The organism is Brevundimonas sp., assembly GCF_031412435.1.
In the GTDB taxonomy this organism is placed as follows: Bacteria; Pseudomonadota; Alphaproteobacteria; order Caulobacterales; family Caulobacteraceae; genus Brevundimonas.
The window spans coordinates 1-13,089 of the sequence record NZ_JANODA010000004.1 but is presented as its reverse complement, the minus strand read 5'-3'; the positions used below and the strand labels follow the sequence as shown (position 1 = coordinate 13,089).

Here is a 13,089-nt window from a genome sequence, read left to right as displayed (position 1 = left end):
GGAACTTCGGCCTCTACAAGGCGTGGAAGGACATGACAGGCGAGGCGCTGGTGCCCTATCTCGAGCCGCAGTGGTCCCTGATCGCGACCCTCGGCCTGATCGGCGGCTCGATGCTCTATTCCTGGATCAGGACCCGCGACGGCAAGGTCGGGCCGTAAGGCCCGACCCACTCAGCTTCCCGATCAGTGAGGCCGATGGTGTTGGTCCGGACGGACTGGCGTCATGCCGGGATCGGGCCTCGTTCCAACGCCCGCAGGACCTCCTGCGCAAGCAGCCCGGCCGGCCCGCCGGCGCCCCGTGCGGAAACCAGGGCGATCTCGCTGTCCGTGAGCGCGGGGAGTGGCGGCCCCAGCACGGCGAGGTCACGGGGCGCCATGGCGGCGGGAAGCACGCCGACTCCGAGGCCGGCACGCAGCGCCGCCATCTGGCCGGCGAGGCTCGGCGAGGTGAAAGACGCGCGGAAATCGATGCCTGCCTCCGCAAGCGCGCCGAGGGCCCGTTTGCGATAGATGTCCGGAGCGGGCGCGATGATCAGCGGCAGCGGCGACGCCTCAACTATCGAAGCGTCCAGCGCCACCCAGACCAGGTGCTCGCTCCAGACGCGAACCCCCAACTCGGGTCCGACGGGCTCACGCTTGATCAGCGCCAGATCAAGTATGCCGCGCGACATCTGGTCGAGCAGGTTGGCGGTGTAGTCGCAGGTCACCGACAGCTTGATGCGCGGATGGCTGCGCGCGAAAGCCCCGAGGATGCCGGGCAGATGCATCGTCGCGATGTCCTCGGGCGCCCCGAACCGGACCTCGCCCTCAAGGTCTCCCTCTCCAAGGGTCGACACGATCTCGTCGTTCAGCCGCAGCAACCTGCGGGCCTGCGGCAGTAGCGCCGCGCCCTCCGTCGTCAGGCCGACGCCCTTGCCCCCGCGATCAAACAGCGGGGATCGCAACTGATCCTCAAGCCGGCGGATCTGAAGGCTGACGGCGGGCTGGGTCCTGCCGAGCAATGCCGCCGTGCGCGTGAAGCTTCCGGTTTCGACGACCGTTACGAAAGCGCGCAGCAGGTCGATATCCAGGTTGACCATCCGATCGGCCATGTCATTAACGTCCGTTATAACCTGTATTAGGCCAATAAACTGGATCGCAGCGCCGGTCGAGGTCACTCGGACCGACCTTCAGCGGACCGGTTGACGCATGCCTGACTTCTCCACCAGCCTGGCGCTTCTGACGTCGCCGGCCATACTGTTCTTCTTCGTCGGCGCTGCGGCGGCGTTCGCCCGGTCCGACCTCGCCATTCCCGAGCCGGTCGCCAAAGCTCTCTCGCTCTACCTGATGCTTTGCATCGGCTTCAAAGGCGGGGTGGAGGCGCGGGCGGCGGGGTTCAACGGGGATTTCCTGTCGGCGGCGGCCATCGGCCTCGCCCTCAGCGCCCTCATGCCGCTGGTCGCGTTCTTCATTCTGAAGCGCGTCCCGAGGCTTGATCGTCCGACCCTGTGCGCACTCGCTGCGACTTACGGCTCTGTCTCGGTCGTGACCTTCGCCGCCGGCCAGCAGCATCTGGCGGCTATCGGCCTCTCGTCCGGCGGCTATATGGCGGCAGTGCTCGCCCTGATGGAAACCCCTGCGATCCTGACGGCCCTCGTCCTGCTGAACGGCGCCGGTCGTGGCGAGCCGGGGCGGCGCCGGACGATCCTGAGGGAGGTGTTCGTCGGCGCGGCTACCGTCATGCTGCTGGGCAGCTTTCTGGTCGGGCTGGTTTCCGGCGAAGCCGGTATGGTCAGGCTGGAACTGTTTGTGGGGCCGCTGTTCCAAGGGGCCCTGTGCTTCTTCCTTTTGGACATCGGCCTGGTCGCCGCTCGCCGGCTTATGGAGGGAGGCCGCAAACTGTCTCCCGGCGTCGTCGGTTTCGCCCTCGGATTTCCGTTGCTCTCGGCGGGGGTGGCGCTGGGTCTGGCGCGTCTCGTGGGACTGGAGGCAGGCAATGCCGCTCTCCTGACCATTCTAGCGGGGTCCGCCTCCTACATTGCGGTGCCCGCCGCCATGCGGCTGGCGGCTCCCCAGGCGGACGCCGGTGTGTTTGTGACCGCCTCCCTGGCGATCACCTTCCCCTTCAACCTGACGCTCGGCATCGCCCTCTACACCGCCGCGGCGGTCTGGTTGTGGCAATAGCTCCGGTGATGGCGTGTTTTCCGGCGCTGAGGACGTGACGGTTTCTGGCGCGTGTTAGACCTTGGCACAAACTCGAACTCACACGCGCGATGCGAAGGGTCTGCTTTGCGGCGTGACCTATGCAGGCAGACCGCCGATCCGGCGGGGAACGCTCCTGCAGAAGCCAGATATCTGCTGATCTACCATCGTCGACCGAGAAACAGCTCGAGACGGCGGGGTGTCACGGCGATGGTGCTCTGCTCGAGCTCCGCGCGCGAAGCGACCCAGATCCGACCCCGCGACCCGAACATGTTGGAGATCCTGAGGCCCAGCCGCCAATCTCCGGCTTCCAGACTCGAGGCCGCGTTGACGACGGCGTAGCCGCCCATGGTCTCGGCGTAGACATCGCTTCGGTCGAACGTCGATGAGGCCGTGCCGATGTAGACCCCCTCCAGCGAAGACCTGACCGTCAGACCCCGTTCGAAAGTCATCAGGTTCTCTACGGCCGCCGAAAGACGCAGGTCGGGCTCGTAGGGAATATGGTCGCCGATTCGACCCGAGACGTCGAAGCGACCGGTGGGGGCAGGTGAGGTCAACTGACCTTCGATCAGATTGACGGACCATCTCGCCTTCCAGGCCTCATCGAACAGCACCTGACCCTCGACCTCGACGCCGCGGATCGTGGCGGCGCCAGCGTTGGCGATAAAGATGAAGTTGGGCACCCGGGCCTGGACCTGCATGTCGTCCCACTTGACCTGATAGAGAGCGAAATCCACCAGAAGCCGACCATCGCGCGCCGTGCTCTTGAGGCCCAGCTCGCCGCTCCGGACCTCGTCCGCGCTGAAGGTGACGAGCTCCGGATCGAGCCCGGGCGTGTTGTTGACACCGCCAGGACGGAAGCCTTCCGAGTACTGGCCGTAGAGCATGAGATGAGGATTGAGCTGGTAGCTTGCCGCAGCCCGACCGACCCATCTGTCCGCGTCATTCTCGTAGACCGCCTCGGGGCCTGCTACCGAAGCGTTTATGAAGCTGGTGATGAGCACCTGTGAACTGGACCGCTTGTCGTACTGGTAGCGACGCGCGCCGAGGCGAAGCCTCAGATCGGGTGTAACGGCGTATCCGAACTCGCCGAAGACCGCCTTCTGGACGAGACTGACCGAGTTCCGACGCTGGAAGGTGTAGCGGATCGGCGTCTCGACCAGTCCCGTCAGCGGGTCGGACTCGACCGTGGCGCTGGATGCCGTGTCGTCGCGATCCTCGACAAAGGCGCCGAGCGTCCAGTCGATGGCGCCGCCCGGTCGCGAGTGAAGCCTAAGCTCATTGATCCGGGAGCGGACCGACATGGGTTGATACCCCACGAGCGGCATGATCCCGTCGATATAGGTGCGATACTGCTGCAACTGTCCGGCGTCGCAGGGCGCGGGCGCGCCGACGTAGCGAGAGCACTGGGCCCCTGTCTGCCGCGCCATGAGCGCCGCCTGGCTGGAGTCGATGTATTTGGTCGCCGTCCAGTCATAGCCCGACCATGACGCCACCAGCCGGGCAAAGCCGAAATCCTGCTCCAGCACGGCGTTGACGAGCCCGAAGCGGTTAGGAAACGGCAGCGTGGCGAGCGCCTTGCTGCGGTAGCCGTCGTCGGTTCCGTCGAATGTGCTGGCGTCGCGCACATGCTGGTCCTGGAACAACCCCGTGACGGTCAGGGTGGTGGTCCCGGTCGCCTCGTAGCGGACCACGGCACGGGCTCCTCGCGTTCGCACCGAGTTCACGTCCTGCTGGGCCAACACCGTATTGTCGACAAAGCCCGGCCGATCGACGTCGTAACCGACCAGCCGCAGGCCGAGCCGGCTTCCGATCAACGGAAGGTTGGCCATCCCGTGAAGCGACCCGCCGGCGCCGCCCCCTTCGACAACGCTGGCCCCGGCGTCGACGCGCGCGGACATCTCGTCGAGATCAGGCCTGTTGTGTACGACGCGCACCGCGCCGCTCATGGCGCCGGACCCGAAGAGCGTGCCCTGCGGACCCTTCAGCACCTCAATGCGGGCTGAATCGTAGAAATCGATGTCTGGGGTGATGCTGCTGGGATCCGAGGTCGCCGAGTTCGGACCCGTCACCGGCGTCTCGCCTAGGTAGAGGGCGACAGTGTTCTCGCCGGCGCTCTGGGCGCCGCGGATCGACAGCCTGCGTTGGCCCGGATTGATCTCGGTGAGGTTCAGGCCGGGCGCCAGCGGTTGCAGCTCCGTCAGGCTGGACGCACCGCGCAGATCAAGGTCTTCGCCTTGCAGGACGACCATCGAGATCGGCGTCCGGGACGCCGAGGTCTCGCGCCGGAGGGCGGTGACCACCACCTCCGACAACAGCGCCGGTTCACCGTCGATCAGCCTCTGCGAGGCCTGCCCCTGCGCCACTCGCAGGAGGATGACGCCACCCTGGTCCGAGGCGATCTCCAGGCCGGATCCGGCGATGAGTCGGCGCAGCGCCCTCCTGACGTCCATTGAACCGGCCAACGGCGGGGAGCGGACCGAGGCGATCTCGCCGGTCGGGGCCAGGATCTGCACGCCGGCCTGTCGGGCGAAGGCCGGAAGCGCCTGGGGCAGGGGCTGGCTGGGCAGGTTAAACGTCGCCGTCGACTGGGCGAACGCCGGTGACGACGCGACGGCGGCTGTGACGACCAGCGCGATCAACCTGAGAGGCCACCCTGCGGCCATGTCGGTCACCCCCTGACCTTGTCGTCCGTCGAGGGAGGGGCGGGCGACCGTGAAAATGTTGCACAGCACCCGGACGATGTCGGCCCCGACGACAAGCAAGCGTCGCCGGGGCCGTTGTTTAAGGAAGAACGTCTCTCGTGCGCCACAGGTCAGGTGAAGGTTATCGTCTCCGCCTGGGCCCAGACGCGGGCCTGGATGTCGATCATCTGCTGCTTCAGCCGCTTCCAGTCGACCCCGATCATCTCGCCGTCGTGCTTGAGCATCCGGCCAGCCACCCAGACGCTGTCGATGTCGCGCATGTTGGCGAAGTTGACGACCCGGTCCGCCAGCCCCCCGATATGCGGGAAGTTGAAGCGGTCCGTGCGCAGCAGCACCAGGTCCGCCCGCTTGCCGACGGCGATCGTGCCTGTCACGTCGCCGCGTCCCAGACCCCGCGCGCCCAGCCGGATGGCGTAGTCGAGCACGTCCTCGGATTTGTAGGTCGCCGCCTCGGCTGCGCCCTCATCGCTCAGGTACATGCTCCAGAACGATCCGCGGACATGCTCGAAATACTCCTCGGTCAGGGCCACGCCGACGTCGATGCCGATGCCGGTGGCCACGCCCGCCCGGCGAGCGCGCCAGTGGCTGGACAGACCGTTTCCGGCGGCGCGGTAGGGGAACTCGCCGACGGCCGACGCGCAGTGCTTGGCGCCGACCCGGGCCATAATGGCGAACTCCTCATCGGTGATCAGGGCGCCGTGCGAACCATGGTAGTCTTCGCCCAGGAGGCCGGCCTCATAGAGGTCCTGGATGCCGCTGCCCCGGTGACCGAGGGTGCCGGCCGGCCATTCGACCTTGGGCTTGCCCGTATGGGCCGCGATCATCTTGATGCCCATCGCCCGCGCGCGACCGATTTCCTTGTCACGGATCAGTTCGAGTGGCTTGCCGTAGGACGAGTTCGACATCGCCACCCCCATCTGCAGCGGGTGGGAGGTGTCGGACAGGATCTGCTCCTGGACGGCGGCGATCGTCGCCCAGTGGGCGTCGGTCGTGTACTCTTCGCGCATGGCTGCAGCGTGGGCCAGCGGCAGGGTGTCGCCGGGTCCGTAGGTGATGGTGTGGCTGTCCTGGTAGGCAAACCAGCCCGAGACGCCGGATTCCTTCAGCCCCCGCGCGGCGGCCAGGGCGCGGGCCTGGTCCTGCTGGCCGTGGGCGTAGTCGAGCACCCCGGTCACGCCGGAGTCGATGCACTGCAGACCGCCGATATAGTTGGCCATGTAGTGGTCCTCGGGCGTGAAGCAGGCCATGACCTTCATCTTCCAGGACTGGTAGGTGCTGTAGCCGGCGGGGTGGGTCTTCACGAGGCGACCGGCCTCGATACACTCCCAGACGTGACGGTGGCCGTCGTTCATACCCGGCATCAGGATCATCTCGGCCGCCTCGATGACCACGGCGTCGCTCGCGGCCAGGTTCGGCCCGATCGCGGCGATGATCCCGTTTTCGATCAGGACGTCGGCGCTGGCGACCTCGCCTAGCGTCGGCTCCATGGTGAGAAGTGAAGCGCCCTTGATCAGGGTGCGGCGGGCTTCAGCGGTCGAACGGGGCAGGGCGGCGGCCTGTGCGGCTGTCGCATTGCCGAGCCCGGCGGCGGCGGCGGCTGTCGTTGCGGCGGAGAAACGGAGGAAATCCTTGCGGGTGAAACCGTTCATGAGGCTGACTTTCAAAACAGGCAAAAAAGGCCGGCGGCGCGGGGTCGCGCCGCCGGAAGTCATGGAGAGGGTTTCAGAAGCGACGGCGCAGGTTCACACCCACGGTGCGCGGGGGAATGCTGAAGGTCAGCTGTTCCTGGGTGGCGCTGGACGCGACCTTCACCAGACCGACCTCGTCGAACAGATTGTTGACGAAGAGGTAGGCTCCCCAGCCGTCGCCCTCGACGCCGCCGCGCAGGTTGACGCTCGAGAAGTCGCCCATGGTCTCGTAGAAGGGGCTGTTGGGGCGGAATGTGGAGATCGACTCGCCCGTGTAGGAATAGTCGAGGCGCAGGAGGCCATCGATCTCGGAGCCGATCGGCCAGGTGTAGTCGGCTGCGAACGCCGCCTTGAATTCAGGCTCGTTCGGGATGGTGTCGCCCGCCCGACCCGCCGCCACGATCAGGCCGGTGGTCTGATCCACGTCCAGGGTTCCGTCGACGAAGCCCATGGATCCGTTCAGCGACAGGCCGCTGATCGGACGGGCGCTGGCCTCGATCTCCAGCCCCTTGATGGTGGAGGCCCCGACATTGGCGATAAAGCTGAAGTTCGGAATGTTCGCCGCGATCTGCATGTTCGACCAGCGGATCTCGTAGGCCGACAGGTTGACGGTCAGGCGGTTGTCGAACCAGCTGGTCTTGGCGCCGATCTCGTAGTTCTCAAGGCTGTCCGATGAGTAGGGGATCAGGTCCGGCGTCAGGCCCGGGGTGTTGTTGATTCCGCCCGGCCGGAAGCCCTCGGAATACTGGGCATAGATCATGGCGTCGGGCGTGATGTCGTAGCTCAGGTTCAGCTTGAACACCTGGCCGCTCGCGCTGCTGTCATAGGTGGTCAGGGGGCCGGCGATCGAGGCGTTGATGAAGCTGGTCGACAGCACCTGTGAGCGCGAGAGCTTCTCGTACTCATAGGCGCGCACGCCGGCGGTGATCCGGAACCCGTCGAACGGCTCGTAGGTCGCCTCGCCGTAGAGCGCCTTCTGGGTCAGATCGACGGCGATGCTGCGCGAGAAGTTGTAGACGATAGGCACATAGGCCTCGCCCGAGATCGGGTCGGCCTCGACCGTGGAGGAGACGGCGCTGTCGGACCGATCCTCGTAGAAGGCGCCGACGGTCCAGGTCAGCGGGCCGTCGGAGTTGGAGGTGGCGCGCAGTTCGTGGATGCGGCTCTCGACCTCCATCGGCTGGTAGCCGCTGAGCGGGAAGACGGAGTCGATATAGGCGCGATAGTTGGCCAGCTGGGTCGCGTTGCACGCGCCGGTGACGCCGTTGTAGCGCGCGCAATATGTGCCGGCCGCACGAACCGACAGAGCCGCAAGACTGCCGTCGATGTATTTGGTGGCGTCCCAGCTATAGATCGACGTCGAGCCGTTGATCGTGACCGCCCCCAGATCCCATTGGGCGGCCAGGTTGTAGAGGCGGAACTCGTTCGGGAAGGACAGCTTGGTGTAGTTGTCGTTCTTGTATTCGCCGACGCCGGGCATCCAGCCGTTGCTGTCGGCCGCATCCTGATTCTGCAGGGTGACCAGACCGGTGACCTTGAAGGTCTCCACCGGCGTGAAGTTCAGCATCAGCCGGCCGCCGTAGGCGCGAACCTCGTTGATGTCCTCCTGCCTCAGACGGACGTTGTCGACATAGCCACCGCGCAACTCATCGTACAGGACCAGACGCGCGCCCAACAGCCCTTCGACCAGGGGCACATTGACCATGCCGCGGGCGGCGTAGCCCTCACTACCGCCCCGGATGGTCGTCCCTGTCAGGTCCACCGCGCCCTCGTAGTTGAAGATGTCCGCCTCTTTGAACACGACGCGGAAGGTGCCGCTCATGGAACCCGAGCCAAACAGCGTGCCTTGCGGGCCGCGCAATACCTCGACGCGCGAGACGTCGAACATGTTCAGGTCCGGCGTCATGCTCGACGGATCGGAGGTGGCCGAGTTCGGACCTGTGATGGGCGTCTCGCCCAGATAGAGGCCCACGGTGCTCTCGCCTGCGCTTTGGACGCCCCGGACCGAGATCCGGCGCTGGCCGGTATTGCCTTCGGTCAGGTTAAGGCCTGGAACGGCCGCGATGATGTCCTGCAGCGTGCTGGCGCCCATCTTCTCCAGGGTCACGCCGGAGAGGGCGCTGATCGAAAGAGCGGTGTCCTGCAGGTTGGTCTCACGCCGCAGGGCGGTGACCACGATCTCGTCGAGTTGTGAGGACTGATCGGGCTCCGGTTCCGCAACGGCATCGGCCGTCTGGGCCTGGGTCTGAGCGGCGAGCAGGAGGACGGAGGTGGCGACGCCGCAGCCAAGCAGCGTTCGCAGTCGAGATGCTTTGATGTTCATGTGGGTTCCCCTCGAGGAACCCCAGTGATTGCGGCCCCTCTGGGAACCGGGATGCGCGGCCTTCAGATTTCCGCCACGCGATCGTGAAAAAACTTAAGAGCCGGGTCCGGACAGATAAATCGCGCCGTCGCGGCTTTCGGCCCGAAGTCCGCTGGTCACGGCCACGGCGCGGGCGAAGGCTGCGGGATCCTCAGCGGCAAACAGCCCCGAGATCCGTATGTCCTGCGCGGGGCCGGCTGCGACCCGGATCGGGGTCGCGCTGTAACGGGCGAACTCCTGCGACGCCTCAACGAGGGTGGCGTTCTCGAAAGCGATCCGTCCGTCCCGCCAGGCGAGGGCGCGCTCCAGCGCCCCTTCATCCAGCGTCGCCATGACCGTGGGCGCCCCGGGCGTCAGTCTTACGCGACCACCGGTCTGGACCGAGGTGTCGAGTCCAGAGACGGAAACCACACCCTCGAAGACGGTCAGCAGACCGCCTTCCTCGGTCTGGCGCAGGCTGAACAGGGCGTTTTCCGCCGACAGATCGACGCCGGCGCAGGTCGCAGTCGTCAGTTGCCCGCTCGCGCGGACAAGGCCCTCGCCCTCGATCAGGGTGATGCGGCATGCCGGATCGGCCGCCACCCGCGCTCGACTGAGCGTGTTCAGGGTCAGGGTCGCGCCATTGGCAAGAGCCACGACGCGCGTCTCGCCGCGTTCGGTCGCGTAGGCCCGGTCGGCGCGGGCCAGCCACAGGCCGGCCACGCTCACTGCGGCCAAGCCAGCCGCCAGACCGCCGCCCCACAGGAAACGGCGTCGGTTGGTGGCGACACTGGAGCGCCCGTGCCGCAACGTCGTGTCATCTGGCATCCCGACGGCGTCCTCAAATGCCAGCAACAGGGCTTGTGCGCGAGCGAAAGCGCCAACGTGGCGAACGTCTTCGGCCAGCCAGCGCTCAAGCGCGACCTCCGTCTGTGGGTCCGGCGTACCGCCATCGACCCGGGCGGCCCAGTCGGCGGCGGTCGCGTCAATCTCATTCATCGGGATCAGAGCCAAGCCGCGTCCTCGTACCGGCGGCTTCGGCCGACCTGATTGTCGTTGTCGGAGGTGTAGATACCTGAGCGTCGTCTTTTCCGCCATTGGTTGCACCGATCGACTGCATGATCAGCCGCAGCGCCTTGCCAATGTGCTTTTCGACAGTGTTTTCGGAGACCTGCATGGTCTCGGCGATCTCGCGTTGGCTGAGTCCCTGGACACGGCGGAGCAGAAATGCCTGACGCGCGCGATCGGGGAGTGCGCCGAGCAGACGATCAGCCTCGCGAAGACGGTCTCTAAAGATGGCGACGTCCTCCGGCGACGCGTCCTGGACGGCCAGGCGGGTGTCGTCCTCGGTCAGCAGAGGCTGGAAGGCGACGACGCTGGCCCTTCGGAGGTGACGCAGGACGACTGAACGCGCGGTCTGGAACAGATAGTTCTTGGCGTTGCGAATGTGCTCGACCGTGTCGAGCCCGATGAGGATGGCATAGGTTTCCTGGACGACATCATCGACCTCGAGCCCGTTCACCTTTGACCGGATGAGCCACGCCCGAAGAGCGGGTTCATGGGGCAGGATTTCCATCGCCAGCCAGCGCGTGCGTTGAGAGGAAGCGCGCACTCTCTCGCCTACCGACGGCAGTTGCGAGTGTATGCCTTAGGCGAGATCACGGGAGACTCCAGCCAACACTGCGGCGTTGCACTGCAACATTGCCTACGGTGGGGTAGGGAGCAATGACATTCGTGAGCTGCGCCGAGCATCATCAGGCGACGGCCCATTTGTGGGCGTGACCGGTCTACGTGAGGAAGCAACAGGCCGAGGGATCAGGAAGGGGGCAGGACAGCAGAGAATTCACACTTTCCAATCTGACGACGGGACCGGCATCGGGAGCGGTTCAAATCTCAAGCCTCAGCGCAGAGATTCCTCACCACCCACGCGGCGCGTCACTTGATCAGCAGGCCAGTCCTTCGCCGCTTCTGCCCCAACGCGGCTTCCGCTTGGGCGGCCGCTGTTGTCTGATTTCAGGCAGGGTCGGGCGGCTTTCGACTTGATGCAGTTAACCTGTTACGCCCCAAGCCAGCCTTCGATCATTTGGGCTGACGACACCCTCCCTCGGTCGCGCCATCGTCCTTAAAACCCGTCAGGCCCCCGGGAAGGCCTCCGCGATCGAGATGTCCTCGGGCAGTATGTAGACGATCCCCGCTGTGTCTCTGAAGGCCGGTGCGATGATCTCCTCGTAAAAGGCGGCCGGGACGTTCACGCACCCGTAGGAGATCCGGTTGTCCTCGGAGGTCGGCGTGGTCAGGCGCTGAAGACGACGATCGGCCGGCCGGGCCGTGACAACGGGATGCAGCGAGAGCGCGCCGGCATAGTCGATCCAGAGTATGCTTTTCCCGCTCAGGTTCTCGCCGGTCGAGGCGACAAACCGCCCCGACGGCGTGATGCGTTCTTCCGGCGCAATGGCGGACAGGGGGCGATCGCCGATATCGGGCGGCGCGATGTCTCCTCGCGCCAGACCCAGAAGGACCGGTGTGGCCCCCAGCAGCCGCCCGTCGCGGTTGAAGGCGAAGACCTGGGCGTTGACCTTGTCGATGAGGACAAAGGGCAGGCCCTGATGGTCGCCGGTCTCAAGAACCCACGACTTCAACCGTTGAACGGCGGGCGAGGCCCCCCGTTCGACGGCGTCCGCCTGGCCCGGCGCCGGCTGCTGTCGCGCGGCCGCCGTGGAGGAAACGGCGAAGAGGAGCCCAAGCGCCAGTCCCGCGGCGCCGGCCCCTCGCCGGAGCCTGCGGCGCCAGGCGGTGGGACTGCCCGTCGGCGCTGTCGCCCCTTCGCGGGCCTCGGCCGTCACAGTCAGTTACGATCCTGTTTGGGGGGATAGACCGGAACGGGCGGCGGAGGGGGTGGCGACACTCTTGACGGAAGCACAACGGCTTCGCCCACCGGCGGCGGAGTTGCCTCGTAGGCCGGCATGCCCCCACCACTGTCGCCGTCGACAGGCGTGCAGACCGTGCCGTCGGCGCAGTCCGAGAAATGAACCTGCGGCGGCTCGACCATGATTTCCGACGGACGGACATGGACCTCTGGACGCTGGACGTAGATCTGGGCCGGGGCGATTCGGATCGGCGGCGCGTCCACATAGACCGGCGGTCCGGCGATGTAGACGGTCGGGCCGGCCACGTTGATCGGGCGACCGACGACGCGGATGCCGGGGGCGCGGACATGGATCGGAGGACCCGGATTGTTGATCGGCGGACCCCAACCCCCCGGGCCGGGCCAGTGTGCGCCGCCGCCGGTCCACGGGCCGTAGAAGTCGACGACGCGCGTGCACGAGCAGGGCGCATCGCCGTAATGGGGCGCCTCGGCACAGCCATGGCCGTCCGCCGGCGCTGCGGCGCCGGAGATCAGCATGGAGGCCACGATTGAAGTGATAGGATCCATTCAGCCAGCTACCCTCTCAAGTCCCCGCGAGACTTCACTTTTCCCTTGGCGGGCGAACCCTGAGGGAGGTCTGCGACCCGCCTGATCACGGTTATATTAACCATTTTCGACTGTCTACCGCCCGAGCCCAAGCTTGCGCCCACCTATCCTAGGAATCCCAGGCGGCTGATTACCCTGCCGGAGCGCGAGGCTTAGCGGTGGGCTGTCAGTATGGAAGCAAGCGGCCGATGGCATTTGATCGCTTGTCTGCTCGAACGTCCTCCACGCGGTCACCGCCCTGTGGCCGAGAAGCGGACATCGCGGCTTCGGCTCAGGAGCGGACAGGGTGAGGGTCTGCTAAGGGTGGTGAGCGGACCTTGCCGAGCTCTATATCCAGTCGGTGTGGTTGTGGCCTTCGGTCATGGCGGCCATCGGAGTGAGTTCCGGCACGAGCACCAAGTCCAGCATGCCCTCGTCGGGAACGACGATGAGCCGCTCGTCCCAGGATGCGTGAAGGAAGGTGTCCAGACCGGTCCGGAGATGATTCACATCGTGGACTGCCGCTGTCGCCGCCTCGCCGTCCGGATCAGCCGGTATGACGAAGGCATCCATGTCCTTGCTTGAGATCGTCTCCGCCACGATCGAGGTCGGCTCGACATAGTTTTCATAGCGGATGCCGCCGGCCCAGGTCGGGGCCGTCAGGTTCACGTGCTCGACGCTCTCGGAGAAGATCACCACCATCTCGGCGCGCGTGGTCCCCGCG

10 protein-coding genes are annotated in these 13,089 nt (G+C 66.1%); 1 reads left to right on the top strand and 9 read right to left on the bottom strand.

From position 1 onward, the window contains the following. Window positions 1-220: 220 nt before the first annotated feature. Window positions 221-1,156, bottom strand: a complete 936-nt coding sequence (locus RMO01_RS00795) for a LysR substrate-binding domain-containing protein (protein WP_309627148.1) — start codon at window positions 1,154-1,156, stop codon at window positions 221-223. A 31-nt stretch (window positions 1,157-1,187) separates the two neighbouring features. On the opposite strand from RMO01_RS00795, the gene RMO01_RS00790 reads away from it, so the two are divergent. Next, on the top strand, window positions 1,188-2,162 hold the full coding sequence (locus RMO01_RS00790; protein WP_309627147.1) for a sodium-dependent bicarbonate transport family permease: 975 nt from the start codon (window positions 1,188-1,190) through the stop codon (window positions 2,160-2,162). A 179-nt stretch (window positions 2,163-2,341) separates the two neighbouring features. On the opposite strand, the gene RMO01_RS00785 is transcribed toward RMO01_RS00790, so the two are convergent. From RMO01_RS00785 to RMO01_RS00750, 8 genes are all read right to left on the bottom strand, one after another. Next, the gene (locus tag RMO01_RS00785; RefSeq protein WP_309627146.1) at window positions 2,342-4,945 is read right to left on the bottom strand and encodes a TonB-dependent receptor; all 2,604 of its coding nucleotides are present in this window, start codon (window positions 4,943-4,945) and stop codon (window positions 2,342-2,344) included. A 50-nt stretch (window positions 4,946-4,995) separates the two neighbouring features. After that, complete coding sequence (locus RMO01_RS00780; RefSeq protein WP_309627145.1) at window positions 4,996-6,534, bottom strand: amidohydrolase family protein; 1,539 nt, start codon at window positions 6,532-6,534, stop codon at window positions 4,996-4,998. Between the two features lie 73 nt (window positions 6,535-6,607). Beyond that, window positions 6,608-8,896, bottom strand: coding sequence for a TonB-dependent receptor (locus RMO01_RS00775; protein ID WP_309627144.1), 2,289 nt, complete (start codon window positions 8,894-8,896; stop codon window positions 6,608-6,610). Between the two features lie 93 nt (window positions 8,897-8,989). After that, window positions 8,990-9,928 carry a DUF4880 domain-containing protein gene (locus RMO01_RS00770; protein ID WP_309627143.1) on the bottom strand — a complete coding sequence of 313 codons (939 nt, stop codon included), beginning with the start codon at window positions 9,926-9,928 and terminating at the stop codon, window positions 8,990-8,992. Then, window positions 9,906-10,490, bottom strand: a complete 585-nt coding sequence (locus RMO01_RS00765) for an RNA polymerase sigma factor (protein WP_309627142.1) — start codon at window positions 10,488-10,490, stop codon at window positions 9,906-9,908. Before RMO01_RS00765 ends, RMO01_RS00770 begins: the two co-directional genes overlap by 23 nt. Before the next feature lie 556 nt (window positions 10,491-11,046). After that, window positions 11,047-11,757, bottom strand: coding sequence for a L,D-transpeptidase (locus RMO01_RS00760; RefSeq protein ID WP_309627141.1), 711 nt, complete (start codon window positions 11,755-11,757; stop codon window positions 11,047-11,049). Window positions 11,758-11,759: 2 nt separating this feature from the next. Further along, window positions 11,760-12,347 carry a hypothetical protein gene (locus RMO01_RS00755; RefSeq protein ID WP_309627140.1) on the bottom strand — a complete coding sequence of 196 codons (588 nt, stop codon included), beginning with the start codon at window positions 12,345-12,347 and terminating at the stop codon, window positions 11,760-11,762. Window positions 12,348-12,713: 366 nt separating this feature from the next. Then, the coding region (locus RMO01_RS00750; protein ID WP_309627139.1) for a hypothetical protein at window positions 12,714-13,089 on the bottom strand (376 nt) is incomplete at its 5' end.